The organism is Amycolatopsis plumensis (assembly GCF_042652605.1).
Classification (GTDB): Bacteria; Actinomycetota; Actinomycetes; order Mycobacteriales; family Pseudonocardiaceae; genus Amycolatopsis; species Amycolatopsis plumensis.
This window is the reverse complement of sequence record NZ_JBHSJY010000001.1, coordinates 9629837-9656702: the sequence shown is the minus strand read 5'-3', so window position 1 is coordinate 9656702 and position 26866 is coordinate 9629837. Positions and strand designations below refer to the sequence as shown.

Here is a 26866-nt window from a genome sequence, read left to right as displayed (position 1 = left end):
TGGGAAAGTCGAGGACGAAGGGAACCGACCCGAGGTCGGAAGTGTGGCAACACGGCATCATGGCCGCGTGTCTTCGTCGTTCAATCGGCGATCAGGACCCACTGGCCGCCGTCGGGGTTGGCGAACACGTGGTCCCTGACCTCGATCGTAACGAGTTGCGCGCCCCATGCCGGCAGAACACCAGGGTCTTGCCGCGGCGACTCGCGCCAGATGGAGTCGGCGGTGGCCACCCCGCCGGCGATGGCGATCATCCGGCCATCAGGCGTGGCCAGTTCGAGCTCGGCGGTGATCACGCCCGACGTTGCGTAAGCGCGAGCAAGTGCCAAGTCGGCGAACCGGAGTGGACTGTCGTACTTGTCGGGCGTGTTGAGCCACCGGATGCGGGTAACAGAGCTGCCTTCTGGCACTTTTTCCATCCTCGAACCGTACTTCGCCCGACGTGGCCGGGGACCCGAATTCCACGCACTGGAGTGCGCTCGGTGTCCATGGCGGACGCGGATCGGTCTCAGTCGAGCCGGTCTGTGACGGCTCGCAGGGCTCGGCCGACGGCGCGGAGGTCTTCCGGATCGACCACGTCGATGAAGTGCTCCCGGACAGTACGCAGGTTGTCCGGCGCTGCGCTGCGCACAGTCTCATATCCTGTCTCGGTGAGCTGCGCAATCACTCCACGCTTGTCGCCGGAGTTCCGCTCCCGATGAATCAGACCGCGGTTCTCCAGCCCCCGGATGCGATGAGACAGCCGGCTGCGGGAGTAGTAGGCCGACGCGGCGAGATCTGCCATCCGCATCGATCCCTCGTCCGCTTCGGACAGTCGGACCAGTAATTCGTACTCCGCCAAGGACAGTCCGTGTGCGGCCTGCAGGGCCTGGTCGAGCTTGTCGATGAACCGGATGGATCCCTCGATGAACGCTCGCCAGTTCCGTTGCTGCTCGGAGTTGAGCCATCTGGTCACCCACGAAGCCTAGCAGTTGACGGCTTCAACTATCCACCGTACTTCGGTTGAACCTGTCAACTAGTTTGCGAGGCGATATGAAGCTGGACGAAGCCTGGGTCGTGCAGGCGAAGGACGCGGAAACCATCGAGAACCCCGCTCTGTGGCTATTGGCTGACAGCAGCGATACGGGAGGATTGCTCGGCGCCAATCGGCTCTTCCTTCGAGCCGGTGAGCCGGGCACCAAACCGCACTACCACCGGAAGTCGGCGGAAGCGTTCTACGTGCTCGGCGGCGAGCTGCTGATGCTGGTGGGAACCGAGTTGGTCACCTTGCACGAGGGTGGCCTTGCTGTCGTACCCGCGGGGGTGCGGCACGCGTTCGCTGCCCCGGAGGAGACTTTCGCTGACGTCTTCATTACGTTGGTGCCGGGTGTTGAGCGATTCGGCTACTTCCGGTTGCTGCCGAAGATCCTCAGCGGAGAGCTGCCGGAGGATGGAGTGGCACGAATCCACGAAGAGTACGATGTCCACTTCGTGGATGCTCCAGAGTGGAACACGGAAAGCGGCTCGCGTTGACTTGCAGTGCGCTGCCAGGATGCGCTGCTGAAGGTGTGGAGAAGACGACTCAGCGCACTTGCTTGGGCACTGCTCGGGAACCGGTGTAGTAGGTCAGGGCGTCCCGCCGCCGGGACTGAACAGAACGACGGAGGCTGGCGACGTCCCGGCGGGGGCGCGACGTCTGCAAGACACGGCTACCCTGGCAGGCTCGCTGGGAGCTGCTTGCTCCTGGGGATTGGGTGAGGACCATCTTGCCCATGTGTCCCAGCCGCGTGGTGTGAAGCATGAAGACCTGCCTCTCGCAACCGGGCCCGAGGGACAGCAAGTATTTGAGCGCCCTGCGTCGTTCTGCTCGTGCACAATCGCCCGACCATTCCCCTGAGGGATCGATCAGGCGCCATGCAGCCGGGCGTTCCCCCGTGCGCCGGGCGCATCCAACCGGATTGCGGTGACTGGCTTCAGCGGAGCGCGGCTTGAGCCCGACTGCCCACCCTGCTCAGTCGCTAGCCTGCTTCAGGCGGATTTGCTTTTTCGGCGACCAGTGTTCGATAGGCATCTTCTAACTGCTCACTCACGGTCGGACCTGATCGCTTCTCAAGGGCTTGCCCGAGGTGGCTGCATCGCAGCTCATCCAAGAACTGTTCCTGCATGGCCGGCCCACCGCGCTCTAGGACCTCGATCCGGACGCTCAACTCGTCCGTCGCGTTGAGGTACCGGCGCCCCCAATGACCGAGGCGCACGAGCACTGGCACCAGCTCGATCCCCATCTCCGTGAGACTGTAGATCGACTTCTGCTTGTGTGAGTGGTCCTCGCCGACGCTGATCATTCCGGCGTCGGTGAGCCTCCGGAGGCGATCGGCCAGCACGCTCGGCGATATCCCCTCCTCCGAGCGGAGCAACTCGTTGAAGTGGCGTACCCCGCCGAAAGCGAGGTCGCGCACGATCAACAGCGACCACGCGTCTCCTACGACCTCGAGCGACAGGTTGATCGGGCAACCCGACCGTCGCGCGTGACGTTCCTGCATCTTCCTCACTTGCGCAATACTACTACCACTACTACAGTCGTACTAGTTGCAAATCAGAAGTGGAGTGTGAGATGACATCACTTGACGGGAAGACCGCGCTGGTCACGGGCGCATCGCGCGGTATCGGCAGGGCTTCGGCCGAGCGATTGGGAGAGGCTGGAGCCCTGGTCGGCGTCCACTACGGGCATGATGAAGCCGGCGCGAAAGAGACCCTTGCCGCCATCGAAGCCCGTGGCGGTCAGGGTTTCCTCGTGCAGGCAGAGTTCGGAGTCGACGGCGACGTGGAGAAGGTGCTCGTCGAGCTCAAGGCTGCCCTTGGCGAAAGTTGCTTGGACATACTCGTCAACAACGCCGGGATGCTGGCGGGAAGCCCGTTGGACACAGTCACCCGGGAAGAGTTCGACCACAGCTTCGCCGTCAACGTGCGGGCACCCTTTTTCCTTGTGCAGGGCGTGCTGCCCCTAATTGCCGACGGTGGTCGCATCATCACGATCTCATCGGCTGTGACCCGAATCGCGTCTCCGTTCCTGCACTACGCCATGGCGAAAGGGGCATTGGAGGTGATGGGTCACACCCTTGCCCAAAACCTCGGTCCGCGCGGCATCACAGTCAACACGATCTCGCCGGGCATCGTCGACACTGCGTTGGGCTCTTGGGTCCATGGCAGTCCCGAGATCGAGGCGGCCGTGACCTCCACAATTGCGCTCGGTCGCCTCGGAACCCCTGTCGATGTCGCCGACGTCGTCGGCTTTCTCGCGTCCGACGAAGCACGATGGGTTACCGGGGTCACGGTGGATGTAAGCGGCGGCCAGTGGCTGGGGCCGGCTGCATAGCGGCGTGCTCGGCATGTCTGGGAACCTGACACCGACCGGACGCGACGCCACGCGACGCGATTGGTTTGCTCTCGCCTTGCTCTGTTCTGCTTTCCTGGTCGTGGTGCTTGGCTCCACCATTGTGTTCGCGGCCGCGCCCATGATGGCAGCAGAGCTCGGTTTCGCCGACGACACGATCCAATGGATCTTCGCTGCGGCGGCGCTTCCCGCAGGAGGACTCCTGATCCTGGGTGGCCGACTGGCCGACATACTGGGCCGCCGCCGGATGTTCATGACGGGAACGTTGCTGTTCACCGTTTCATCGACAATGGCGGGTTTCGCGTGGTCGGACATTGCATTGATCGCGGCACGGATCCTCCAAGGCTCGTCAGTGGCTCTCTTGACGCCGGCAGCGCTCGCACTGGTCAGTACTGTCTTCACATCCGAACAGAAACGTAACAAGGCGCTCGGGATCTGGTCGATGATTGGTGGCGTTGGCGCCACCGTCGGACTGCTGGTCGGTGGCGTGGCAAGCGAGGCACTGGGGTGGAGATCAATTTTCTTCCTCAACGTTCCCATCGGTATCGGGACGCTTGTGGTAGCGCCTCTGGTTATCAGTGCTGATCGACGTTCCGAGTCTTCGGTGCCAGGTAGCCGTCTCGACTTCGCCGGGCGGTTACCATCACGGGCGCTTTGTTGTCGCTTGTCTATGTGGTCACTGAAGGGCCTCAGGTCGGCTGGGCGAGCACCGAGACTTTCGGACTGACTGCATTAGCCGTTGTTCTTTTTGCTGCCTTCATTATCGTGGAAATCCGAGCGGTCACTCCCTTGGTGCCTTTGGTGATGCTGCGGCAGCGGGCGCTCGCCGCAGGGAATGTAATCATGCTGGTGGCGGGAGCGGCCGTCGACGGGCTGTTACTTGTCCTTACGCTCTACGCTCAGGAGGTGTTGAACTACACTGCGATCGAGTACGGCCTCGCGCTGGCGGTCATGACGGTGGCGTCGATCGCCGCGTCCTACGCCGCTCAGCACTTCATCGGCCGGATCGGGGTTCGAAGGGTCGCCTGTGCCGGGATGGTGCTCATCGGGGCCGCATGCATTCTTTTGAGCACGGTCCGGGTGAACGGCACTTTCCTGGAAGACTTGCTGCCTGCGTTGGTGCTTTTCGGGCTGGGGATGGGGGCGTCCTACGTGGCCGGTTCGATTGCGTCGCTGAGCGGAGCAAGCGAGGACGACAGCGGAGCGGCATCCGGACTGCAAACGACCTCGTTCACCGTGGGTAACGCCCTCGGCGTGGCTTTTCTTTCTACGGTGGCAAGTGCATGCCTCGGACCGGTACGCGAACTCGGTGCATTGACGACTGGATACCGGGCAGCGTTCAGTGCGGCAGCCTTGCTTGCCGCCGCAGGATTGATTGCCGCGCTGGCGTTGCCGGCCACCAAGTCCAAAAGGAAACTAAGTGGAAGCCAGTAAGTCGGAGCTGATTCGAAGCTACTATCGAGCATACGAGACAAGTAATCGATCGCTTGTCGAAAAGATTATAGCCAGCGATTTCACCTTCTCAAGCCCGCACGATGATTGCATAGATCGAAATGTGTTCCTGAAAAGGTGTTGGCCGTTTCATGAGCAGTTGCTCGCTTTTGAGATTGATCAATTGGCGTTGGATGGCAGCCATGCTCTTGTCCGGTACCATGCGAGGAGGCATGACGGGAAACAATTTTGCAATGTCGAACATCTCGTGATTGATGGTTGCCAGGTAGTTCATATCGACGTGTACTTCGGAGCCGTTTAGGTCTAGACGTGCCGACACACGTGTGGTGCTCCCATCTGTTTGTGTCGGGCTGTCGACCGACAGAGGCCGCGGCCGAGGGTGGGTCCTCTTGTCCGGCCCACGGGAGGTTTAGCCGGACCTGGTGCGTCGTCGGGGTTGACGCAGGTCGCGGCTCCGGAGGGAGAACCTTCAGGGTGGCTGCGCGCCGCGGTCTCGGGAGACCTTGACGACCCAGATCGTCGACGAGCCTCACGCAAAGTTCAATATTGACTGAAGGCAGTTGTCTAATCGACCCGGGCAACGATAGGTTGTCGTCGATCGACAATCCGGGACTTGTGCTCCGCCAGTGAGCCGATAGGGGTATCAGTAGCATGCTGAAGGAACGGCTACCGCAGCTGGCGCTAACACTGTCGGAGTGGGGCCCTGTCGCACAGTGATGGAAGGCTTGCATGACGGATTGCTACGTCGTTCTGCACGCCCAACGGTCTCGGTTTGTATCAAGCGCTACACTCTATTTTGACTCCGCTCTGGGGAGATTTGATGATTAGCCTATCTGCGCGTGTGTCAAAGACAGTGGCTATCGTGACCGTCGGTTTTGCTGCGACACTACTGTCGCCTGAGTCGGCTCTTGCGGCGGCTGCCGGTTCCGACGACGTCGCTGCCACCGACTACTTCAAGTATGGACAGACAGTGCTCCAGAACCCGGCTCCGGCGCCTTGTCATGCTCTCTTCTCCGGCACCGTGGGACAAACGTGGGCCGACAACCAGACTGACTCCTATGCGTGGGCCTACACTCAGGAAGCTTGTGCCGGGTCTGTGACGCGAATCGCTCCTGGTTCGAAGGTGTGGGTCCAAGCGCTCAGCGTGACGTTCGGTTCGTAGGGATAGCCTGGACGCCACCGTCCGGTAAACGCCAAAGACAAAGCTGTCGATTGCCCTTCACGGGCAGGTTTCCGACAGTGCCATTACGGCAGCAGCAGATTGCTGCCGATGCGGCTCGGTTACCGTGACGTTCCCCCCACGTTCTGCGGTTTCTGGGCAAGAAAGTCCGCCCGTCGTGGCTTCAGCCACGACGGGCGGACTTTCGTTGTCCGTGTGCGGACAAATCGTAACCAATTCGCCCGCAATAATTTCAGTGTCGATGACTCTCGCGCCGCGCACGCCGTATCCCGACACCGGAGGTGTTCACCGTGGTGATGTTTTCCGCGCGAACGTCTCCAGTATGCCGGCTGCTGCTGATCGGGTGATCGTACAGGACGGTTCGCAGCATGGATTTCGGCCGAGCGACGGCGTCTGCGGGGAGTACCTTGGGGTTTGTCGAGCCGCACCGGGGCCGGTGTTGGTTCGGGGTGGCGGTAGTGGGTGCGGTTGCGGAGCATGGCGTGAAGGACGTCGTAGCGTCGGCGGGCCAGGCAGATGAGGGCGGCGTTGTGTTTCTTGCCTTCCGCTCGGTTGGGTCGGCCCGAGGCGCGGTGCCGGTCTTTCGACTGGTCCGTTTCCTCGGGCCGCCCGCCGAACCCGGCGTGCCCATTGCTGAGCACCGGGCTCTCCACAAGTCCCGGCCGGGTAGCCGGTGGTCCTCAGCTCGTGGCGGTCCACGGTGTCGGGATCTTCGTGCCCCGGTAGCGGTAGCGGATGATCCGCATCCGGCCGGGGTCGAAGAGGTAGGACTGACCGTCGGTGGGCCACCATTCGCCGCCGCAGAAGCGGCGTCGAAGTTCCTTCCAGGTGATCTTGCGGTGTTTGCGCCTGATCCATCCCATTACCCGTTCCCAGGCGTACTTGGACAGGTACTGAAATGTCGAGGCGGACACCCCGGCCCGGAAGTAAGTGGCCCAGCCCCGCAGCACCGGGTTGAGCCGGCGCAGCAGGGCCGCCAAGGGCTCGTTGTTGTTCTGCCGGCAGATCATCTTGACCTTGGCCATGACGGCCTTGAGGGCTTTCTTGGCCGGATAGGTGTAGATGTACTGCCTGTCAGTGCCTCGCTTGCGGTGGCGCTGGATGCGCCAGCCGAGGAAGTCGAGGCCCTCGTCGATGTGGGTGATCATCGTCTTGGCTTCCGACAGACGCAGGCCCATCGGCGCCAGGACCGCCGCCACCACGTCACGCGCTTGTTCGGCGTGCTCGCGGTCGCCGGACACCATGACCAGGAAGTCATCCGCATACCGGATCAGCCGGTAGTTGGCCTGGCCCCGCCGCCGTCGTTTCTGGCGTTCCCACTCGCGGGTGGCCGGGCCGCCCTCGACCTGGGCGAAGTACTCGTCCAGGACCGACAGGGCGATGTTGGCCAGCAGCGGCGAGAGGATGCCTCCCTGCGGAGTGCCGGTCTCGGTGTTCCTGAACTGCCGGTCTTGATTGAAGATGCCAGCCTTCAGGAACGCCTTCACCAGGCCCAGCACGCGTTTGTCTCCGACACGACGGCGCACCCGGTCCATCAGGGCCGTGTGGTCGATCATGTCGAAGCATGCCTCGATATCGCCCTCGACCACCCACTCGTAGGAGTGTTTGGCCAGGAACCATGTCTCGGCGATCGCGTCCTGCGCCCCTCGTCCGGGGCGGAACCCGTAGGAACACGGGTGGAAATCCGCCTCGAAAATCGGTTCCAACACCAGCTTCAGGGCCGCTTGGACCACCCTGTCGGCCGTGGTCGGGATGCCCAGGCGGCGCATCTTGCCGTTCGCCTTCGGGATCATCCGTTCCCGGACCGGAACCGGGCGGAAGCTGCGCTGCTTGAGCTGGCAGCGAAGCTGGTCGAGGAACTCCTCGACCCCAGTAACGGCTTCGATGTAGTGGACGGTCTTGCCGTCCACTCCGGCCGTGCGCGACCCCTTGTTGCTCCGCACTCGATCCCATGCCACCAAAAGGAAAGCAGGGTCGGTGACGAGGTTGAACAGATCGTCGAACCGACGCTGAGGATCGTCGGTCGCCCATCGGTGCAGTTTGGTCTGGATCTCCAGTACCCGGCGCTCAGCCCAATACAGGACCGATTCCGGATCGCGGGTGTTCACCCGTGGCCTCCCGGCATTCCAGCATCCTCCTTGCTGACTTGCTGGTCTCCTTCCCCATGTGCCGGGCTTTCCCCGGCTCGGAGTACTACGAGACCTCCGTCCCGCCCCACGCCCATCGGTCGGCAACGGACCTGCCCGCCGCCGGGCTGGCTGCCCAGCGGGGAGGGCGAGCGAGGGCGGTTCCCACGTTCACTCGGTGTTCGATCGGCCAGGCAGGCACCCAGCTCTACCCCGGCAGCATCGCCACGCCTACGCCGCAGACTGTCAGCGTGGCCTCCTCGCCACTTGGGAAACATGGCTTCGGAGTCGATTCCCTCGCAAAACAGGAACCGCGCACTGCATCCCGGCCCGCATCCGCCAGGTTGGAGCCGGTACGACGCTTACGGGGCGTCAACCACTGGTTTGCTTGCGCTGTACCCTCTGGCCTCGCTAGCCGGACCCGCACCATCTGGCAGTGCTGGCGCGTCCCGACGTTGTCGGAGCTGCTTCCCACCCTCCCCGGCGTTCCCCGGATCGGGCTGCTCCCAGCTTCAACCCGGCCGCTGCGACGGCCGGGCGGCGAAGGTCTCTCACCTCCACTCGAACATCAAGCGCCTCGTGGCGCACTTTGCGGTCGTAGTAGGCCCGGCTGGTCGGGTCGGCCAGGACGGCGAAGACGGAGAAGAACGCTCGTTTGAGCTGGCGGTTGCCGGTCCGGGCAGGGTGCTCGCCCTTGATCGATGTTCCGGAGCTGCGGGTGACAGGAGCGATGCCGGCGTAAGCGGTCAGGTGCCCGGAGGTGGCGAAGTGGGAGGCGTCGCCGACTTCGAGGAGGATGCGGGCGGCGGTCCTGACTCCGATGCCGGGCATCGAGACCTCCGATCTCGCTAACTGTCAAGCTGCGGTGGCTTCGGCAGGGTGCACTGGTTCGCCGAAGGCCTTGATCGGGTCGTAGGTCTGGCCGGTGTGCAGGCAGTGAACGAGCTGGCCGAGCATGCGGTTGAACAGGTGCCGCAGGGTGGCGGCGTGGCGGTCGCCGCGGGCGCGTCGTCGGTCGTAGTGGTCCTTGGCAGGTCCAGGTCGGGAAATGGCGCCGAAGGCCCACAGGAAGCCGGTTGCGTTGACCTGGCGATAGTGATGGTTTGCCGTGCCCCCGAGATGTCTGCTGGAGCGTCGGCGTCGGTCTGGCCTACCTGATTGGCTTGATAGCAGCTCGTCCGCCGCACGCGGCGTGACTCGTCACAGTCTGCCATCCGGGTGACCTCTACCCAGGCCGACGCCGAACACACGGCTTGTGATCAATAGCTTGTCTTCGCTGGTAGTGAGCTTGTCGGGCTCGATGCTGGTGGCGTCGGCGCCAGTGTGACCAGGCCCAGGTTGCGAGGCGGTCGAGCGGGTGGTGATCAGGTGTGCCAGGAGACGCTTGACCTCGCCAAGCGTGATTGGGATGCGGCCGCTGCCAGGGCTTTCGGGGCTATCGCGGCGGCGACGGCCAGGTAGGTGTGGGCAAGCATGGCCAGGGTGATGTGCCGGTACCAGGCGTCGTAGCGGCGGACCTGGTACTGGTCCAGGCCCACGTCAGTTTTCGCGGTCTACCCCAACCACGCACACCTTGCGTCATTGCTTTCCACCCGCACCGCCCGACGAGCTCGTTGTCCGCAAGCCCGCCACTCCGAACGACGTGTTCAACGCCGACGGGATCCGGAAGCAGTGGTCGAGCCGGGGTGGTGTCCCGGCTCGACCGTGGGGGTTAGGGGGTGGGTGGGCCGCCGAAGGGGTTCCAGCCGGTCCAGTCTCCGTTGGTTTTCTGCTGGTGGCGGTTCCAGATTTGGTCGTCGCCGGCAAGGTGGATTTCGAGGCGTCCGTCGGCGTTGGTGGCGATGTTGATGTCGCGGCCGTGGCCGTTCATGTCGGCCCAGCCTGCCAGGCCGAGGTTGGGTCCGATCTGCCAGTTCTGTTCGGCGGCGTTGCCGTTGGTGGTGACAATCTCGAGGTGGCCGTCGGCGTTGCGGCTTGCGGCGATCTGCGCTTCGGGAAGCCCTCCGGTGGCTGCCCAGCCGGTCCAGTCGCCGTCGATGGTCTTCGCGTAGCGGTGCCAGACCTGGTCGTGCCCGGCCAGGAACACTTCCAGACGCCCGTCGGCGGAAGGGGCCACGGCGATGTCGGTGCCGCCGCCGGCTTCTTCCTGCCAGTCCGACCAGCCGCCGTTGGGGTCTTTCTGCCAGCGGTGCAGGGTTTTGTCGGTGTTGACCGCGAAAAGCTCGAGTCGGCCATTGCCGCTGCGGCCGGCGCCGAAGTGGGCCATGCCGAGGCCGCCGATACCGGTCCAGCCGGTCCAGTTGCCGTCGGTGGACTTTTCGTAGCGGTGCCAGACCTGGTCGTGCCCGGCCAGGAACAGCTCCAACCGGCCGTCCGCGTCGGGCACCACCGCGATGTCGGTGCCGCCGCCGGCTTCCTCCTGCCAATTCGACCAGCCACCATCGGCTTGTGTCTGCCAGCGGTGCAAAGTCTTGTCGTTGTTCACCGCGAACAGCTCCAAACGCCCGTCCGCGCTACGCCCGATACCCAGCCGGGCACCCGGCAAACCACCCAGCTGCTCCCAACCCGACCAGGCACCATTCAGCTCCGTCTGCCACCGATGCCACACCCCATCAGCACCACCGGCAAACATCTCCAACCTGCCACTCAACGACGGCGCGGCAACCACCCGCCCCGTGGACTGAAACCGAGGCAAATCATTGTCGATCAGGTTCGGCAGCAGGCGCTTAACCTCATCCAGCAAGCTCCGCGCCTTGGTCTCAGCCTGATCATATTTATATGGACAGCACGAATTTTGAACTTCGTCTGCAAGCAAGCCTGCGGATAGTCCCGGAAAAAGTGGTTCCAAAGTTTGCGCACGTTCGAAGAATTTTGTTGCCGCGTAACGAACGTCTCTGATTTGCTCAGGCGTACCCCAGTTTTGACTTGGTCTCTGCTGGAACACGCCAAGGGAATCCAGGTCGCCGCAGTTGAGGTTGTTCATGTTCGATTCGATCCAGCCGGCTTCGAAAGCGGCTAGCATGACCTTCTCAGACACGCCGCGGCTTTTTCCTACTTCGTACACAATCTTTGTCACCGACAAGTCCCGCTCTGGCGGTATATAGGAGCAGCTCTCGACGCTCACCGGTGGATCGATGGCAGCGCCGGCCGGCGTCGCTGCCGCGCCCATTGCGAAGGCTGCCGCAAGGGTCGCCAAAAGAAATCTCGGCACAGTACTTGCACTCCTTAGGTTTTCGAAGCTCATTGCTAGGCGATCAAGCTAACACTTGGTCCTATAAATGCACTGCAATCTCGCGCGTTTACAATTGCAGCGTTTCTACATTGGCACCGGCTAATCTGCCACAGCAATCTATAGCGAAACGAGGACGGTATGAAACAGAAAAGATACGCTTACCTGAAAACAGTCTTCGGCATACTTATGGCTGCCGCATTCCTCGTGGCTGGCTCCGTCGCGGCGCCGTCTGCGCAAGCAGCGAGCCTACGCGAGAACATCGCCGCGATCGCGAACGCTGAAGTCGGTGCTTCGGAGGCGAACGCGAGGTGCCTGAAGTACGGTCCGTGTACGGAGTACGAATGGTGCGCAATCTTCACCCAGTGGGTATGGCGGACGGCTGGGGTCAAGTACATCCCGAGTTCGTGGGTAGCTACGCAGTGGGCGCAGTGGGGCGAGCCTCGAGGGCTGTACAAGCGTCGGCCTCCGGGTACGAAGGGTGGCAATCCACGTCCAGGAGACGTAGCGATCTATGGTGAGCCTGACTTCTTCGATGGTCACATATCTGTCGTAGTCGACGTACTTGCGGACGGAAATATCGTCACTGTCGATGGCAACTGGAACGAAGCGGTGGTTCGCAGGACCGTGGACCCTCTGGCCAGTCGAGGTGGCGGAGGAAACGTCTTGATTTCAGGCTACGTGTCGCCGCCCGAGGCGGATTCGCCCAGTTACATCGACAATGATTTGCCTCGGTTTCAGTCCACGGGGCGGGTGGTTGCCGCGCCGTCGTTGAGTGGCAGGTTGGAGATGTTTGCCGGTGGTGCTGATGGGGTGTGGCATCGGTGGCAGACGGAGCTGAATGGTGCCTGGTCGGGTTGGGAGCAGCTGGGTGGTTTGCCGGGTGCCCGGCTGGGTATCGGGCGTAGCGCGGACGGGCGTTTGGAGCTGTTCGCGGTGAACAACGACAAGACTTTGCACCGCTGGCAGACACAAGCCGATGGTGGCTGGTCGAATTGGCAGGAGGAAGCCGGCGGCGGCACCGACATCGCGGTGGTGCCCGACGCGGACGGCCGGTTGGAGCTGTTCCTGGCCGGGCACGACCAGGTCTGGCACCGCTACGAAAAGTCCACCGACGGCAACTGGACCGGCTGGACCGGTATCGGCGGCCTCGGCATGGCCCACTTCGGCGCCGGCCGCAGCGGCAATGGCCGACTCGAGCTTTTCGCGGTCAACACCGACAAAACCCTGCACCGCTGGCAGAAAGACCCCAACGGCGGCTGGTCGGACTGGCAGGAAGAAGCCGGCGGCGGCACCGACATCGCCGTGGCCCCTTCCGCCGACGGGCGTCTGGAAGTGTTCCTGGCCGGGCACGACCAGGTCTGGCACCGCTACGCGAAGACCATCGACGGCGACTGGACCGGCTGGGCAGCCACCGGAGGGCTTCCCGAAGCGCAGATCGCCGCAAGCCGCAACGCCGACGGCCACCTCGAGATTGTCACCACCAACGGCAACGCCGCCGAACAGAACTGGCAGATCGGACCCAACCTCGGCCTGGCAGGCTGGGCCGACATGAACGGCCACGGCCGCGACATCAACATCGCCACCAACGCCGACGGACGCCTCGAAATCCACCTTGCCGGCGACGACCAAATCTGGAACCGCCACCAGCAGAAAACCAACGGAGACTGGACCGGCTGGAACCCCTTCGGCGGCCCACCCACCCCCTAACCCCCACGGTCGAGCCGGGACACCACCCCGGCTCGACCACCCTCCAACCACCAACAACCAGCCGAGTGCTTCTCTGGCGCCTGAATATGGAGAGTTAGATGTGGGATTCCCTGCCGAGCTGGATTCGGTGCCTTTCTGTAACACCCTTGCTCGTCGCGATGTCGCCCTTCCCAGGATCTGCTGCTGCTGTCGAGCCGGCAGCTGCCGTTGTGGTTGACGTGGTGGCCCACCAAGATGACGACCTGCTCTTCATGAATCCGGACGTGTACAACTCCATCCGTTCCGGGAGAGCTGTGAAGACGGTTTACATCACCGCCGGAGAAGGCGGATATACGTCGACCCCGGGTGTCAGTGCCGAACCGAGTCCCACGGTGTGCCGCCAGCCTTCATTTCTGGATCGTGAGCTCTACGCACGTTGCCGCCAGCTCGGCGCTCATGCGGCATATGCACGGATGGCGGGTGTCGCCGACGATTGGGAACAGAACGCCCTTCTCATCTCCGGCGCATGGGTGGAGATTCACACTCTGAAGGCCAGGAGAGATATCCAGCTCGTCTTCCTCAACCTGCCGGACTGGGCAGATGTGGACGTCGATGTCAATGGGAACGATTACCGCCTCCGCGGTGCGAGCCTTTACCACCTTTGGGCCGACGAACGCGGCGCGGGTACGGTGATACCTGACGGAAGTGCCCTTACGTCGGCGAATCGCACGGTATATCAAAGCGGTGTTCAAGTCGTCAGTGTGCTGGCGGCGTTGTATCAGAAGTTTCATGCGACCTTGGTGCGTATCCAGGACTATGAACCTGATTCACGCTACCGGTTCAACCCCAGCTGGGGTAACGATCATAGTGATCACATCGTCGGTGCGAAGTTTGCCCAAGATGCGGTGCAGAACTTCAGTAGATCGGCCAGCGGCGCGACCGTACGTGTTGTTCCGTATCGGAATTACAACATCGATGATAGCCAAGTCAACTTGGATGCGGAGGCGTACGGTCTGAAGAGAGCAGTCTTCGGTGAGTATTTGAAATTCGACGCGGAGATCGACGCGCCCCCCACCGGCGACTACGCCGGTTGGCCCCAACGAATGTATTACCGTGCATCAACGGGTACAACTTGGGCATCGCGAAATGAAGACGGCACGGTGCAGGCTTTTGCTGTGGAGGGTGGGCAGCTTGTTACCTGGTGGCAGAACTCTGACGGATCGTTCGCGGCTCCGACCGTGCTGACGTCGCCCGGTCCGCTGGCCCCGGGTATTTCTGTTGCGCGAAACGAAGACGGACGTCTTCAGTGCTTTGCTCTTCGGACCGACACGAACGAGGTGGTCACCACCTGGCAGGTGTCGGCCAACGGCGAATTCAACGCGCAATGGACGTCATTGGGGAATCCCAACGCAGATGCCGGCGATCCGGCGCAAGTCGGCCTGCCGATCGTGTCGCTCATGCCCGGCGGTCGCTTGCAAGTCTTCATCAAAAATGCCGGCGGAGGCGTCAGTTCGAAGGTCCAATCCTACCCCAACGCTGGTTTCCGGACGAACTGGGTGGATTTGGGTGGGGGCTCAGGTGTTCAGGATGGGCTCGCGGTGACCGTGGGGAACACTGGCATGGTGTCGCTGTTCGCCTATGCTGTCCAGAGCGGAGTTGGCCGCATCAAGTATTGGCGAGCGCGGCGCGCCGACGTCGAGACAGGCGCTCAGGTCTTCGAGCTTCAGCCGGATCTGCCCGGGATGGAGCCGGCCGGGCCGCCGCGTGCGGCGTCGAGCAACGACGGCCACGTGGAGGTTTACTACCGGCTCGCACGAAACGCGCAGGTGGACCGTGCGAGCCTGGTGGGACGCACTTGGCAGCGACCCGATGGATCGTGGAACTCGTCGACCGACCTGGTCGGCGGACATGGCGGTGTTGATGCGATCGCGTCCGTTGACGCTACGCAACAAGTGGGTTCCGATCGTCGCATCGTGCTCTTCGAGACCAACGGTGGTAGCGGCCTGAGCACCACGAAGCAGATCGGGCCGGACTCGAGGTTCGACGATGAGTGGTCCGACCTCGGAGCAGTGGTGGTGGGGCAGCCGTCATCGGTGGTCGACGGTGACGGCCGGATCTTCGTGTTCGCCTTGACCGACGACGGCCGGGTCCTTGTGCGACACCAATCGGAACCCGGCGGAGCCCACGAGTTGTCGGAAGCTGAGGTGCTTCTGTCTCCGTAGGCCTGCTGTCAGGTGTGCGGCGAGCGGCGGCCCGGCGGTCCCGCGCCTTACCGAACCATCGATGGGTGAGTCAGTCACCATCGTCTGCGGAGTCGGAGAGCAGCCGGGCCTCCTCGATCTCGTTGATGTGCTGCTCGGCCCACTGGCGGATGGCGGCCATCGGTTCTTGCAGAGTTCGGCCGAGTGGTGTCAGACGATAGCTGACCGTCCGGTCGGCGAAGGACTCCCGGCTGACGAGGCCGTCTCGCTCCAAGCTGCGCAACGTCCGTGTGAGCATCTTCTCGCTGATGCCGTCGATCTGATCCCGCAGCTGCCCGAACCGGTGCGGGCCTGACGACAGGGCCCCGACCAGCAGAACGCTCCACTTGTCGGCGAGCCGGTCCAGTGCCTGGCGGGACGGGCACGCGGCACTGTACACGTTGGCCAAATGGCCATCCGCCAAGCGGGCGCGGGCAGGTCGGCGGCTGCCAGGACGCGGCCGAGGATGCGTTGCGCGCATGGCTCGATGCTAACCCGAGGAAAGCTCGTCGACCACGCGATCCAGCCGAGTACGGACTTGCAAGTGCGTACTTGCGGGAGCGATGACACTAACCGATGGTAAGCGATATCCCCTCAGGAAGGATGAGAAATGCTTAGTGCGGCACCGCGGAGCCAAGTCACCATCGGATCGACGACGATCACCTACCTGCCCGACGGCGAAGTTCACCTCGAGCCCTCGACGCTCTTCCCTTCTTCCGGTTCGGACGGGTGGGCCGCATATGCGCCCTACCTCGATCCGGACGGTCGGCTCCCAGTGAGCGTCGGTTCGTTCCTCGTCACCACGCCGACCCATCGAGTCCTGGTCGATCTCGGCCTCGGAGCGGTCGACTTCGAGGTGCCGGGGATGGGCTCGTTCACCGGTGGGGCGCTCCTCGACAGCCTTGCGGACGAAGGTGTTGACCCCGCCGAAATCGACACCGTGATCTTCACGCACCTCCACCACGACCACGTGGGATGGACGAGTGATCTCGCTCCGGCACCGGGCGTCGTCCACACCAGCCCGGCGAACGCTCTGACCTTTGGACGGGCTCGGCATCTGGTGGACCGAGACGAATGGAACTACTGGAACGGACAAGCCGAGGTGACCGGGCCGGACCCGGACGCCGTGCAGAAGCCGCTGAGCTCCGTGATTCAGTTCTTCGACCGCGCTGAGGATGTGGTCCCAGGCATCTCCGCCCTGCCGACCGCCGGGCATACGCCGGGCCACACCAGCCTGCTCGTGACCGACCCCGGGAGTGACGAGCGTGTTCTCATCCTGGGTGACGTCATGCACACCCAGGCTCAGGTCAGTGAAACCCACTGGAACTTCCTGCTCGATGTCGATGCCGAGCGAGGCACGTACGCCCGGGTGGCGCTGCTCGAGCAGTATCACGACGACCGCACTGTCGTCGCTGGGGGGCACTTCGCCGGCACAGTGTTTGGTCGCTTCCTGCCGCCGAGGAAGCAACATCGCTGGGCGACCCTCGCGAAGCTCTGATCAAGCGGGTGCCGGGCTGGGTCCGAACGGCCAGGTGCGCTCGGTCTTGGCGTAGACGAGGTAGGCGACCGCGCCGATGACGATCCAGCCCAGCGACAAGCCGATGGACAGCCAGTCGGCGGAGACGTAGATGTAGACCCAGCCGATGAGCGCGATGATCGTCGGCACCGGGTAGAGCCACTGCCGGTACGGCCGTTTCAGGTTCGGCTGACGGCGGCGGAGCACGACGATCGCGGCGACCTGGGCCAGCGACTGGATGATGACCAGGGTCGCGACCGCCGCGTTGATCACCGTGGTCAGGGTGAACAGCGAGCCGAGGATCGTGATGGCGCCCATGGTGAGCACGCCCGCGGTCGGCAGGTGCAGCTTCGGGTGCAGCTTGCCGAACACCGGGAGGAACACCTTGTCGCGCGCGGCTTCGAACGGCACACGGGAGCCGCCGAGCAGGCCGGCGAACACCGACCCGATGGCGGCGATGACGATCAGCACGGTGATGGTCTTGGCGACCCCGGTGCCCCACACCTGTTCCAGCACCGACGACGCGACCGACTTCGCGTCCTTCAGTTGGTCGAGGGGGATCGAGCCGAGCACGCCGACCTGCAGCAGGAAGTACAGGCCCATGATGCCGAGGATGGAGAAGATGATCGAGCGGGGCAGCGTGCGACCCGGGCTGCGCACTTCGCCGCCGAGGTAGGCGGAGGTGTTGTAGCCGAGGTAGTCGTAGATGGCGATGATCAGGCCGGCGCCGAGGCCGCCCCAGAACGTCCCGTCGCCGGAGGAGCTGAACGCGCCCGGGGTGAAGGCGAACGCCTGGGCCGCGCTGAAGTGGGAGAACGCCGCGACGATCGTCGTCAGCACCGCGGCGAGCATGATGACGAACAGGACCGTGGTGAGCTTCGAGATCTGGCCGATCTTGCGGAACAGCGCCAGGATGATCACCAGCGTGATGCCGACACCGATGATCTTGCCCAGCGGGGTCGTGCCCGCGTCGTCGGTGACGCCGGGGATCAGGTAGCCGAGGTACTGGACGAGCCCGATGATGCCGGTCGACATGATCAGCGGGATGAACAGCACCGCGCTCCAGACGAACAGGAACGGCATCAGCCGTCCGGTGCGGTACTGGAACGCTTCGCGCAGGTAGAGGTACGTGCCGCCGGCGCCCGGCATGGCGGCGCCGAGTTCGGCCCAGATGAGCCCGTCGGCCAGCGCGACGATCGCCCCGATGATCCAGCCGAACATCGCCTGCGGGCCGCCCATGGTGGCGACCATGGCGGGGATCGTGACGAACGGGCCGATCCCGCACATCTGGGTCATGTTGATCGCGGTGGCCTGCAGCGGACCGATCTTGCGCTCCAGCGCGGGCGGTTCCCCGGATCGAGTGGGTGAACTCACGACGTGCCTCCCTGTGGCGAGGAAGCTCCAACAAGGCCCTTTGTCCAGGCATGTTCAGACTGCGAAGTCGTTCCATGACGTCGCCGGACGGGTGACGGTTTGGTCAGTGCCATGTCGGGCGACAATACGCGATTTACTCGGCAAGGCTTCTGATCCAGAAAGATCGACAACGGGGTTCAGATATAACCAAAACGGCTTGTCGGTCCTGGTGGTATGCACGCAAACTATCCAACTGGACTGTCGGCGTCAGCGTCGGCCCCCAGTTCAGGAGTGGGGTAGGTTCGCCGGTTGTAAGCCGGTGTTGCTTAGGGGCTACAGGGCGCTGGTGCGCAATAGTGACTCGTGTATTGCCCTGAGTTGAGCCCCAGGTTGAATACCTAGTTCATCGACCATCATTGTGTACCCCTGGCGATAAGCGCGCAGCGCTCCAGGAATATTGCCAACCTGCGAAAGTGCAACCATCAACTGGCCCCGGAACGTCTCCCGGAGCGGGTTTTCATCAACAAGCGACATCAATGTAGGCACGATTGCTGCCGCGTTTCCTTGTGAGATGTGGGCAGCTGCACGCAGTTCTTCGATCGACAAGATTAACTCGTCAATCCTGGCGACCTCGATTGCCATGTACTCGCCGACTGCGCCGCCCAGAACTGGTCCCCGGCGTAGCTTCAGTGCGTGTTCGGCCAGAACGGCGGCGTCGGCCGTCTGATTCGCATCGTAAGCTTTTCTGGCCTTGTTCGAAACTGTGTTAAATTCGAGCAGATCGACCTGCGAATCTCCTGTTTCGAGTCGGTACCCAGGTGCCTGGGTGAAGATGTTGGGACCGTTGCGGCCCGTGTTCGCTCGCAGTATCTTTCGTAAAGTTGAAATATAAGTATGTATAAGTGCGGTAGCCGTGTTCGGAGCATGGTAGGGCCACAGTATGTGGATCAATCGCTCGGTCGACACGACATTTCCATTGGCCAGTAGAAGTGCAGCAAGCAGTGTTGTCGGCTTTGGTCCCCTGAGTGGCAATGATACGCCTTGATGCATGACTGCCACGGGTCCAAGCATTCTAAATTGCATGAAGTCCTCGGTGGTATCGGTCTGCAGGTGTCTCTGGGTAGTTTTTAACACATTGCAGGCGGCTTGAGAACAGTGGCGACGGCACGCATTTGGATATTCTTGAATTCTGACTATTTTGTTACCCGATAGCGGCTTCAGGCGGCAAAGATCAACTGAGGGAGGCGTTGATTGCGGCGGCGCCGGCGGCGCCGCTCGCGTTCCTGGCCGCCTTGCCGGGGCAGACTCTGCCTGCGGGTGCCCCGGCATTCGATGTTGTTCGGACCCCCAGCAGCAATGATGAATCCGTCTGACTCTTGACGAAGTCTTCGGCGATATTCGGTTTATTGTCGTGTCGTGGCGTCAATTGGCATAATTCAGCTGAGTGAGCGAGCCTGCCGCGTACCTGGGTTCTTGATATGTGCGGGTTCCATCCGCGGTGACGAGCTCGCCAAGAGGTTCGCGCCGAGCTTCGATACTCTGTGGACGGCCCCCGCAGTCCGGCGGACTGTGGTGATGAGCCCGGCATCGCGCAGCGCGCTCGCATGTTGTGATGCGCTGGCAAGTGATGTGTGAACTGCGTTGGCCAATTCGGTGGTATTCATCCCATAATTCATACTTATAGTCGACAAGATTGTCGCTCTGGTGCGTCCAATCAATTTCTCCAGCGACGGTGATGGAGTGCCGACGGAAGGGTCGGTGGAGAGCGTGTCGAACTTATGCTGAACCGGGTAAACAAGCATAGGTGTCGAGCGCGAGCGGACCAGGGTAACAGGTAGACGCCAGCAAAAAAAGGCCGGTATGAGGATCAGTCCGCGTCCTTGCAGGTGAAGGTCTTGATCGACAGGGTATGGAACGTGAAGCGTCCAGTTCCTCCAAGTCGAATTGGGAAACATCCTGCCTAACGCTCCTTCGACTCCTTCCGTGAGCAGGAGGTCGGCGACGTATGCCCTACTTGCTTGCGTGTGCGCCCGAACGGCATGCCAATATGGTTTGAGTGCGGTCACGTAGTAATTGTGGATGTTGTTGGTGAGAAGTGTCAGCATGTCTTTGTCGCCGCGGGCGACCGCTTGGGTCCAGGACGGAAGACTCGTTTCTTCGGCGAGTTTGCTGATGTCGGCTCGAAGGTGGTCGGCATCCGTGTTCACAATTTCAGTAAGTGCCGCTCCAAGGTCATGGGAGGCTGTCGTTGGCGTAAGGAAATCGGGTGAGTAGCCGTGAGGTCGCGCGAGCGTTGTCAGCATGGCCGTCGACGGCGGCAGTTTGACTGCAACTTCGCGACGCCAAGACTCGAAAAGTGGGCTTCCTCCTCTAGTTTGCAGTTGGTGTAGACTCAGTAGGACTTCCCACAGCGGGTGCGGCTCCGGCGGCACCTGTATGCGACCGAGATCGTTTGCGGTGAAGTGAATGCGCAGCAATTGTGCTACCCCCAGTTTGTTGATATTCAGTTGAGTTGGCCACCCTGCGGTCCGATGCTGGTTCAGGCTTACCTCAAGCTCAAGCGACGCGTGCGCCTGCTCGCTAAGGAGGTGCTGTCACTCCCGACTAGGCGCGCGGCCGAGGTGCGCAACCGCCTCGAGCTCAACGGTATGGCCCGTCCGAGACCAGTCTGGAGCGATCCCGCGTAGCAGGTGTGTGCGTCCATGGCTGCCTCCTGTCTCCAACCTGTTCAAGTTAAGCGGCTTAACGAAAAAAGACAAGGTCAAGTTGGCAAACTTGCAGGTCAGGGGGGTAGGCCTGCTGTAGCGGGTGTGCCTGCGCGACTTTACTGGTAAACTCGCTTGCTTATGGATGGTCGGCTTCATGACGAGTGAGATCCGGGTGCTCGACGCCCTGCTGGAACAGCGGTCGGCCACGCGGCCGGAGATCGCCGTGGCGACCAGTCTTTCGAAGCCGGCCGTATCGCAGGCGATCCGCAGGCTCGAGCAGGCCAGCCTCGTCCGGCCCGCCGGCGTCCGCCCGAGCGCCGGGCGGGGGCGGTCCGCGATCGCGTACGAACTGCAGCCGGAGACGGGCTGCGTCGCCGGTGTCGATCTCGGCGGGATGAACATTCGTATCCTGCTGGTCGGCCTCTGCGGCGAGCGCCTCGTCGGCGCAGTCGAGGCGACGAGGCCGGTGGGGGCGGCAGAAGTCGTCGATCAGGCGATCGCGCTCGTGGACCGGGTCAAGAGGGAGAACGGGTTCGAGCAGCTCCCGCTCCTGGCCCTCGGAGTTTCCACTCCAGGGGCGGTGAGTCCGTCGTCACACCGAGTCTCCTTGAGCTACAACCTCGGCCAGGACGACGAGTTCGACCTTGAATCGCTACTTCGACGGCGCGGTGTGAGCCTTCTGGCGCTGGACAACAACGTCAACTGCGCAGCTCAGGCCGAGCTGAGGCACGGCGGGACGGGGCCGGCGCCGACTTTCGCTTTCCTCTCCGCCGGTGCCGGCATCGGCATGGGGGTCGTGTGCGAGGGCAGGTTGTTGCGCGGCCGGCACGGCGCTGCGGGCGAGATCGCTTACATGCCTCTGGCGACCGACCCGTTCGCGCCCGAACATCGTCGCCGTGGCGCGCTCGAGGACGAAGCGTCCGCGGCCGGCATGCTGGATGCGGCGGCGCGTCGTACGGGTTGGCCGGACGGCTGTCCTCAGACCGTCGAGCGCCTGTTCGATCTTGCTGCATCAGGGGTACCTGCTGCGCGAGCGATAGTCGCTCGTGAAGCAAAACTCCTGGCCATGGCGATTTCCAGTGTCTGCACGGTAATCGATCCGGACTTGGTGGTCCTGGGAGGCGGCGTCGGCTCCAACCCGCTCCTGCTGACCGCCGTCGAGGAGTCGGTCGAGCTGTTGCTGCCTTACCCGCCGGAAATGCGGATAACGACACTCGGCGCCGAGGCCAGCGTCGTCGGCGCGGCGGAGCTGGCTTTGGAACTGGCGCACGGTGAGTTGCGGCGGCGGGCGACAGCTGGCTGATCGCGCCGCAACCGCTCGGAGGTCGTTCAGCTCATGATCTGTCCGGCTTCCTTGCGCCAGGTTCCCGGTGGCAACCCATGGGCTTTCTTGAACGCTGCGGAGAACGCGAACTCCGACGTATAGCCGATGGCGCGACCGACTTCGGAGATCGTCGTAGTCGAGGTGAGCAGGTGGTCTCGGGCGAGAGCCATTCGCCAGCTGTGCAGGTACGCCATCGGCGGCGAACCGATCGTCCGGGTAAATAAGGCGGAGAAGGCCGCACGCGAAAGCCCGACGACCTTGGCGAGGGTTGCCACGGTCCATGGATCGCCGGCGCGGGAGTGCATCACCTCGAGTGCAGTCGATATGGCAGGCTCGTCGAGAGCGCGAAACCACCCAGGTGGGTGGGTGGGCTTGTTCCTCAGGTGCTCGCGGAGCAGCTCGATGAGGACTACGTCGAGGAGCCGGTCGAGGATGGCCTGCCGGCCCGCGTCGTCTTGCTCAAGTTGACTCCGCAACAACGCCAATGCGTTGTTCAACGACGTGGCCGAACTCGCGTGGACGACGAGAACCGGCGGGAGCTGGTGGTTGATCGACTTCATCAGATCGCCTGTCCACCGGTAGGCGCCGCACAACAGCCGGGTTCGAGGTTGCTCCTCGGTGGGGGTGTGAGCTGCTTGGTGCGGCATGGTGGCTGCGGGAAAGAACGTCGATGCCTTGACCGGGACTGCCTTGTTTCCCCCGGAAAGTTGGTGCGGCACATCTGCGCGCACCAGGACAACGTCGCCACTGCGCAGGTGACAGGACCCTTCCGGTGAATCCAACGTCGCGGCGCCGTCGTCGATGACGTGGATTGCCAAGCCGGGCGCTTCGTCGAAGTCCAGGGCCCAAGGACCGGCGAACTCCGCTTTGCCGAACAAGGCCCTCCGGGCGCCTGCGCGCTCCAGCAGGTCGGTCAGGACGTCCACCCGGCAAGACTATCTCACAGCAATCACCGACGATCTCGCATTGCTCGCATTCCGCAGGTGAGATTGGCTCAAGTCATGAACGACACAGTGTTGATCCTGGGAGGCACCGGAAAGACCGGTCGCCTCGTCGCTGCGGAGCTGCGGCAGCTCGGCGAGTCCGTGCGGACCGCGGCTCGCTCGGGCGCGGACGTCGCGTTCGACTGGTACGACCCCGCCACCTACGCCGGTGCATTGCAGAACGTCAAGCGCGTCTACCTCGTTCCGCCCGCGCAGGACGTGGCCTTCGCCGACATCGTCGCCGGCTGGGTGGATACAGCCATCTCCCTCGGTGTGGCTCACGTGACGCTGTTGAGCGCTTTCGGCATCGATCGCGCTCCGGGAGACGTCGCTTTGAGCGCAGTGGAACGGGACCTCGCAGGTCGCGCAGACCTGGGCTGGTCGGTACTGCGGCCGGCGCACTTCATGCAGAACTTCACTTCGGGTCCGCTGGCTACTCAAGTGCAAGCCGGGTCCTTGGAGCTGCCGGCGGGTAACGGCCGCGAAGCGTTCGTCGACACGCGCGATGTCGCTGTTGTCGCGGCCAGGACGGCGCACGACCCGGAACGCCACCGAGGCTGTGCGTACGATCTGACTGGGCCGGAATTCCTCTCGTACGCCGAAGCGATGGCGACGTTCAGCGCGACGACCGGTCATACGGTGGTTTACCGGCCAGTGACAGCCGACACCTTCCTCTCACAGCTTCTCAAGGCCGGCGCACCCCGACCGGTCGCCCAAATGTTGACGAGCCTTTTCGAGACCATTGCCGCTGGACACGGCGCTCGGCCGACCGACTCCGTCGCCGCGGTGACCGGCGTTGCGCCGCGCAGTCTGCGTGAGTTCGCGCGGGAGTCGGGCCCTGCCGGCGCCGGGTCACCGGTCGCGGTCACTCACGGCAACACTCTGTAAGGAACAGGTCGATCGCGCGACGGGCTCAGTCGCCGGAGCGAGCTCAGTGACCAAGTGGTCCAAATGCAGGGCGCGTGACTGGTCTACAGTGGAGCTGCGGTCGGGCTTAGCATCGAGGCGACGCCCCGAGTTGAACTCTCGCCGGGCTGCTGATCGCGAGGGCAGGCGCGACAGTCGCTCATCCATGCTCGGCAAAGGCTTGAAATATTCATCTTGCCAGGCCTCAGGCGACCTCATGTCATACTGTAGAAAGTGATCAAGTGATTCCTTCTCGGCTCAATGCTTCCCGGCGACCTTTTTGCATTCGCGGGTGGTTTCATGACTGACGAATTGCCTTACCCTGAGCTGGGAAGCGAATGGGCGAGCCTCCGCTTCCAGAAGGAGGAGGTGTTGCACCTGGACACCGCTGCCTGCGGCCGTACCAGTCATGCTGTCCAAGCTCGGGTTGCCACATACCTGGCTCATGAAGCGGAGGTGGGAGGGTATGTCGCCGAGGCTTCGATGGCCTCTGTCTTCAAGAACGGCCGGGCAGGTCTTGGTGCCCTCATCGGCTTCACCGCGGAAGACGTGGCGTTCACTGAGAGCGCATCGACTGCGTTCGTTCAACTGTTGGCATCCTGGCCGCTCGAAAAGGGCGACACGGTTTGGGCGTTGCGCTCGGACTGGGGGCCGAGTCTGGCGGCTCTGATCGACCGCGGCCTACGGGTTGAGTTGCTCGATGTCGACTCTCGCGGTGTCCTCGACGTCGATGCTCTCGAACGTCGGCTACGCCACAGCAGGCCGGCACTGCTTCACATGACAGCGGCGTTGTCTCACCGCGCTGTTCTGCAGCCGATCACCGAGTGCCTGGTGGCGTGCTCGAGCCGGGAGGTTCCGGTGATCTTGGATGTGGCACAAGCGGCTGGACAGTTCGCTGTGCCGGAGGGGGTCGCGGCGGTCTACGGAACCGGACGGAAGTTCCTGTGTGGACCTCGAGGGGTTGGTTACCTGGCGGTGTCGAAGGTGTGGCAACCCGCACTGCATCCCCGGGCTCCGGCGCTTGTCGTGGAAGCTTGGCCGGGTGAAGATCGTCTGGTTCGCCGCTTGGAGAGCCGCGAGGCTTTCATTGGAGGACGAGCAGGCCTCGCGGTGGCTCTTGGGGAGTTCCACGAGATGGGGGCAGGCCGGATACGTGCGCGTCTCGATGCCATCGGCCGCGCCGGCCGTCGCGTGCTCGGGAACGTACCCGGATGGTCGGCTTGCGATCCCGTTGGAGCTCCCGGAGCAATCATCTCGCTAGAGGTCGCCTCGGACTATGTCGACCTCGCCGTCGTTCGCGCGAAACTGCTTCGTCAGAAGGTGGTCTGCTCGGTAGCGGGCCGGGAGCGGGCGCCGCACCACATGACAAGGCCATTGCTGCGCTTCAGCCCGCACATTGATGTGACTTTGGACGATCTTGAGCACGTTGCCAGCTGTCTGAAAGCGGCAAGCCAGTAAGGGTGCTGGCTCGGGCAGTGCGACACGCGGGCTCGAGTTCCCATCCGCTTGTCCGCGATGGCTCGATGCGCTGCTGTCGATGTCTCCGGCCTGATCAGGATCAAGCCGGAGACATCGACTGTCCCGACTATCGGGAATGAAGCTACATGTAGCCTATACGGCTACGCATCACGATTACGCATGTTTACTCCTTCTCTCAAACGGCTATTTGCGCGCGCCGATCCCTTAGTGGTTCGCCGAGTGCCCGTTGAAGAGAAGATAGTCGGCGCAGATGTCGCAGTGCCTTGACTTTCACCTATTCCCTAAGCAGTTCGAGCGTCTTGTTGGAAGCGTGCCTTTTCTTCTGTCAGCAGGCTTGCGCCCAGCCTTGTCAGCCTGTGGATGGCTCCGGCGGGCTCGCGCGCCGTGGTGATGAGCCCCGCTTCGCGCAAGACGGTGGTATGTTGCGAAGCGCTCGCGAGCGAGGTGTAAACGGCTGCTGCGACCTCGGTGGTGTTCATTCCGGCGTGCGCTCCGATTGTGGAGAGGATGATTGCCCTGGTGCGCCCGATGAGCTTCTCTAGATATGAAGGCGTCATCGGCTGCCGGGCACCCGTACTCAACCAGCTCGGGTCGTGTGCCACGGGATACACCAGGACGGGAGTGGACCGCGGGTTCGCCAACGTGATGGGTGTGCGCCAGCAGAAGAACGAGGGAATCAATATTAACCCACGGCCATCGAGTCCAATCTCGTGTTCTTCTGGGTAAGATACGTGCAGAATCTGATCGCGCCACAATGAATCAGGAAAAAGGCTACCAATGGCTTTTTCGGTGCCGCCCAGTAAAATCGTCTCGGCGACCTGCATCCAACTTGCCTGGACTTGTGTCCGGATCACGGGCCAATATGGCTGCAGTGCGACTGAGTAGTACTGAAGAATATTGTCAACCAGCAGCTCGAGCACGTTAGAATTTTCGTCCGATATTGCGTGTGCCCAGGGAGGAAGCGCCGCTTCGGTCGCGAGCCGGTCGATGTCCGCGCGGATTTCGACAGGATCTGTGTGTGCGAGCGCATCCAGTGCGGAGTGCAGGTCGGGTGTCGTTGTGGGCGGTGTCAGAAAATCCGGGGAATATCCTGTCGGGCGAGCCAACGTTGTCAACATCTTCACCGAAGGTGAGAGTCGCGTCCTTGTTGCTCGACGCCATTCTCCGAAGGAGGAGGCCGCATCTTGGGTCTGCAGCATGTGCAGGCTCAGGAGAACCTCCCACAGCGGCTGCGGCTCTTGCAGTACTCGTATACGCGCGAAGTCTCGGGCGCTGAAGCTGATACGCAACATGTTGATTCTGGTTCCGTGTGAT

General features: G+C 62.9%; 22 protein-coding genes and 4 pseudogenes. 11 read left to right on the top strand and 15 right to left on the bottom strand.

What is annotated here, in order from left to right; all coding sequences use genetic code 11:
* Positions 1–80 precede the first annotated feature (80 nt).
* Together ACFPLC_RS46695 and ACFPLC_RS46690 are read right to left on the bottom strand one after the other, a co-directional pair.
* On the bottom strand, positions 81–416 hold the full coding sequence (locus ACFPLC_RS46695) for a hypothetical protein (protein ID WP_378196506.1): 336 nt from the start codon (positions 414–416) through the stop codon (positions 81–83).
* Between the two features lie 89 nt (positions 417–505).
* A complete protein-coding gene (locus ACFPLC_RS46690) occupies positions 506–952 on the bottom strand; it encodes a MarR family winged helix-turn-helix transcriptional regulator (RefSeq protein WP_378196503.1) in 447 nt (148 codons plus the stop codon).
* 77 nt (positions 953–1029) lie between these two features.
* Here ACFPLC_RS46690 and ACFPLC_RS46685 point away from each other — a divergent pair, with 77 nt between their 5' ends.
* The gene (locus ACFPLC_RS46685) at positions 1030–1509 is read left to right on the top strand and encodes a cupin domain-containing protein (RefSeq protein ID WP_378196501.1); all 480 of its coding nucleotides are present in this window, start codon (positions 1030–1032) and stop codon (positions 1507–1509) included.
* 485 nt (positions 1510–1994) lie between these two features.
* Here the strand turns inward: ACFPLC_RS46685 and ACFPLC_RS46680 are convergent, their stop codons facing one another.
* Positions 1995–2516 carry a winged helix-turn-helix transcriptional regulator gene (locus ACFPLC_RS46680; RefSeq protein WP_378196979.1) on the bottom strand — a complete coding sequence of 174 codons (522 nt, stop codon included), beginning with the start codon at positions 2514–2516 and terminating at the stop codon, positions 1995–1997.
* 71 nt (positions 2517–2587) lie between these two features.
* On the opposite strand from ACFPLC_RS46680, the gene ACFPLC_RS46675 reads away from it, so the two are divergent.
* From ACFPLC_RS46675 to ACFPLC_RS46665, 3 genes are read left to right on the top strand one after another with little or no spacing between them, the layout of a single operon-like run.
* Entirely contained in the window at positions 2588–3349 is a 762-nt protein-coding gene (locus ACFPLC_RS46675; protein ID WP_378196499.1) for an SDR family NAD(P)-dependent oxidoreductase, read from the top strand.
* Between the two features lie 13 nt (positions 3350–3362).
* The gene (locus ACFPLC_RS46670) at positions 3363–4094 is read left to right on the top strand and encodes an MFS transporter (protein WP_378236301.1); all 732 of its coding nucleotides are present in this window, start codon (positions 3363–3365) and stop codon (positions 4092–4094) included.
* On the top strand, positions 4022–4801 hold the full coding sequence (locus ACFPLC_RS46665; protein ID WP_378236242.1) for an MFS transporter: 780 nt from the start codon (positions 4022–4024) through the stop codon (positions 4799–4801). Before ACFPLC_RS46670 ends, ACFPLC_RS46665 begins: the two co-directional genes overlap by 73 nt.
* A gap of 88 nt (positions 4802–4889) precedes the next feature.
* Here the strand turns inward: ACFPLC_RS46665 and ACFPLC_RS46660 are convergent, their stop codons facing one another.
* From ACFPLC_RS46660 to ACFPLC_RS46635, 6 genes and pseudogenes are all read right to left on the bottom strand, one after another.
* Positions 4890–5093 carry a hypothetical protein gene (locus ACFPLC_RS46660; RefSeq protein ID WP_378196496.1) on the bottom strand — a complete coding sequence of 68 codons (204 nt, stop codon included), beginning with the start codon at positions 5091–5093 and terminating at the stop codon, positions 4890–4892.
* A gap of 1337 nt (positions 5094–6430) precedes the next feature.
* Positions 6431–6553: pseudogene (locus ACFPLC_RS46655) on the bottom strand (IS110 family transposase); the annotation flags it as partial.
* Positions 6554–6679: 126 nt separating this feature from the next.
* Positions 6680–7942 carry a group II intron reverse transcriptase/maturase gene (ltrA, locus tag ACFPLC_RS46650; RefSeq protein ID WP_378235641.1) on the bottom strand — a complete coding sequence of 421 codons (1263 nt, stop codon included), beginning with the start codon at positions 7940–7942 and terminating at the stop codon, positions 6680–6682.
* Positions 7943–8713: 771 nt separating this feature from the next.
* Positions 8714–8962: pseudogene (locus ACFPLC_RS46645) on the bottom strand (IS110 family transposase); the annotation flags it as partial.
* A 527-nt stretch (positions 8963–9489) separates the two neighbouring features.
* Positions 9490–9675 (bottom strand): annotated as a pseudogene (locus ACFPLC_RS46640) (IS701 family transposase); the annotation flags it as partial.
* 161 nt (positions 9676–9836) lie between these two features.
* A complete protein-coding gene (locus ACFPLC_RS46635) occupies positions 9837–11162 on the bottom strand; it encodes a PLL family lectin (RefSeq protein ID WP_378235640.1) in 1326 nt (441 codons plus the stop codon).
* A gap of 333 nt (positions 11163–11495) precedes the next feature.
* On the opposite strand from ACFPLC_RS46635, the pseudogene ACFPLC_RS46630 reads away from it, so the two are divergent.
* From ACFPLC_RS46630 to ACFPLC_RS46620, 3 genes and pseudogenes are all read left to right on the top strand, one after another.
* Positions 11496–11942: pseudogene (locus ACFPLC_RS46630) on the top strand (CHAP domain-containing protein); the annotation flags it as partial.
* Between the two features lie 78 nt (positions 11943–12020).
* A complete protein-coding gene (locus ACFPLC_RS46625) occupies positions 12021–13064 on the top strand; it encodes a PLL family lectin (RefSeq protein ID WP_378236304.1) in 1044 nt (347 codons plus the stop codon).
* 98 nt (positions 13065–13162) lie between these two features.
* A complete protein-coding gene (locus tag ACFPLC_RS46620) occupies positions 13163–15265 on the top strand; it encodes a DUF8189 domain-containing protein (protein WP_378208262.1) in 2103 nt (700 codons plus the stop codon).
* Positions 15266–15335: 70 nt separating this feature from the next.
* Here the strand turns inward: ACFPLC_RS46620 and ACFPLC_RS46615 are convergent, their stop codons facing one another.
* A complete protein-coding gene (locus tag ACFPLC_RS46615; protein WP_378208265.1) occupies positions 15336–15683 on the bottom strand; it encodes a winged helix-turn-helix transcriptional regulator in 348 nt (115 codons plus the stop codon).
* A gap of 210 nt (positions 15684–15893) precedes the next feature.
* Between ACFPLC_RS46615 and ACFPLC_RS46610 the strand changes: the two genes are divergently transcribed.
* Entirely contained in the window at positions 15894–16781 is an 888-nt protein-coding gene (locus ACFPLC_RS46610; protein ID WP_378208259.1) for an MBL fold metallo-hydrolase, read from the top strand.
* Here ACFPLC_RS46610 and ACFPLC_RS46605 read toward each other — a convergent pair whose 3' ends face one another.
* The 3 genes from ACFPLC_RS46605 to ACFPLC_RS46595 form a co-directional block, all read right to left on the bottom strand.
* Entirely contained in the window at positions 16782–18173 is a 1392-nt protein-coding gene (locus ACFPLC_RS46605; RefSeq protein ID WP_378235639.1) for an APC family permease, read from the bottom strand.
* A gap of 312 nt (positions 18174–18485) precedes the next feature.
* Positions 18486–19202 (bottom strand): AfsR/SARP family transcriptional regulator, encoded by a 717-nt coding sequence (locus ACFPLC_RS46600; RefSeq protein ID WP_378207810.1) that lies wholly within the window; start codon positions 19200–19202, stop codon positions 18486–18488.
* A gap of 386 nt (positions 19203–19588) precedes the next feature.
* Positions 19589–20629 (bottom strand): ArsR/SmtB family transcription factor, encoded by a 1041-nt coding sequence (locus ACFPLC_RS46595; protein WP_378207805.1) that lies wholly within the window; start codon positions 20627–20629, stop codon positions 19589–19591.
* 373 nt (positions 20630–21002) lie between these two features.
* Between ACFPLC_RS46595 and ACFPLC_RS46590 the strand changes: the two genes are divergently transcribed.
* Positions 21003–22163, top strand: a complete 1161-nt coding sequence (locus ACFPLC_RS46590) for an ROK family transcriptional regulator (RefSeq protein WP_378235637.1) — start codon at positions 21003–21005, stop codon at positions 22161–22163.
* A gap of 26 nt (positions 22164–22189) precedes the next feature.
* Here ACFPLC_RS46590 and ACFPLC_RS46585 read toward each other — a convergent pair whose 3' ends face one another.
* Positions 22190–23110: an AraC family transcriptional regulator gene (locus ACFPLC_RS46585; protein ID WP_378207799.1), complete on the bottom strand. Its 921-nt coding sequence runs from the start codon at positions 23108–23110 to the stop codon at positions 22190–22192.
* Between the two features lie 75 nt (positions 23111–23185).
* On the opposite strand from ACFPLC_RS46585, the gene ACFPLC_RS46580 reads away from it, so the two are divergent.
* Both ACFPLC_RS46580 and ACFPLC_RS46575 read left to right on the top strand, forming a co-directional pair.
* Entirely contained in the window at positions 23186–24055 is an 870-nt protein-coding gene (locus ACFPLC_RS46580; protein WP_378207796.1) for an NmrA family NAD(P)-binding protein, read from the top strand.
* 318 nt (positions 24056–24373) lie between these two features.
* Positions 24374–25531 (top strand): aminotransferase class V-fold PLP-dependent enzyme, encoded by a 1158-nt coding sequence (locus ACFPLC_RS46575; protein ID WP_378207793.1) that lies wholly within the window; start codon positions 24374–24376, stop codon positions 25529–25531.
* A 302-nt stretch (positions 25532–25833) separates the two neighbouring features.
* On the opposite strand, the gene ACFPLC_RS46570 is transcribed toward ACFPLC_RS46575, so the two are convergent.
* Positions 25834–26676: an ArsR/SmtB family transcription factor gene (locus ACFPLC_RS46570; RefSeq protein ID WP_378207790.1), complete on the bottom strand. Its 843-nt coding sequence runs from the start codon at positions 26674–26676 to the stop codon at positions 25834–25836.
* Between the last annotated feature and the right edge of the window lie 190 nt (positions 26677–26866).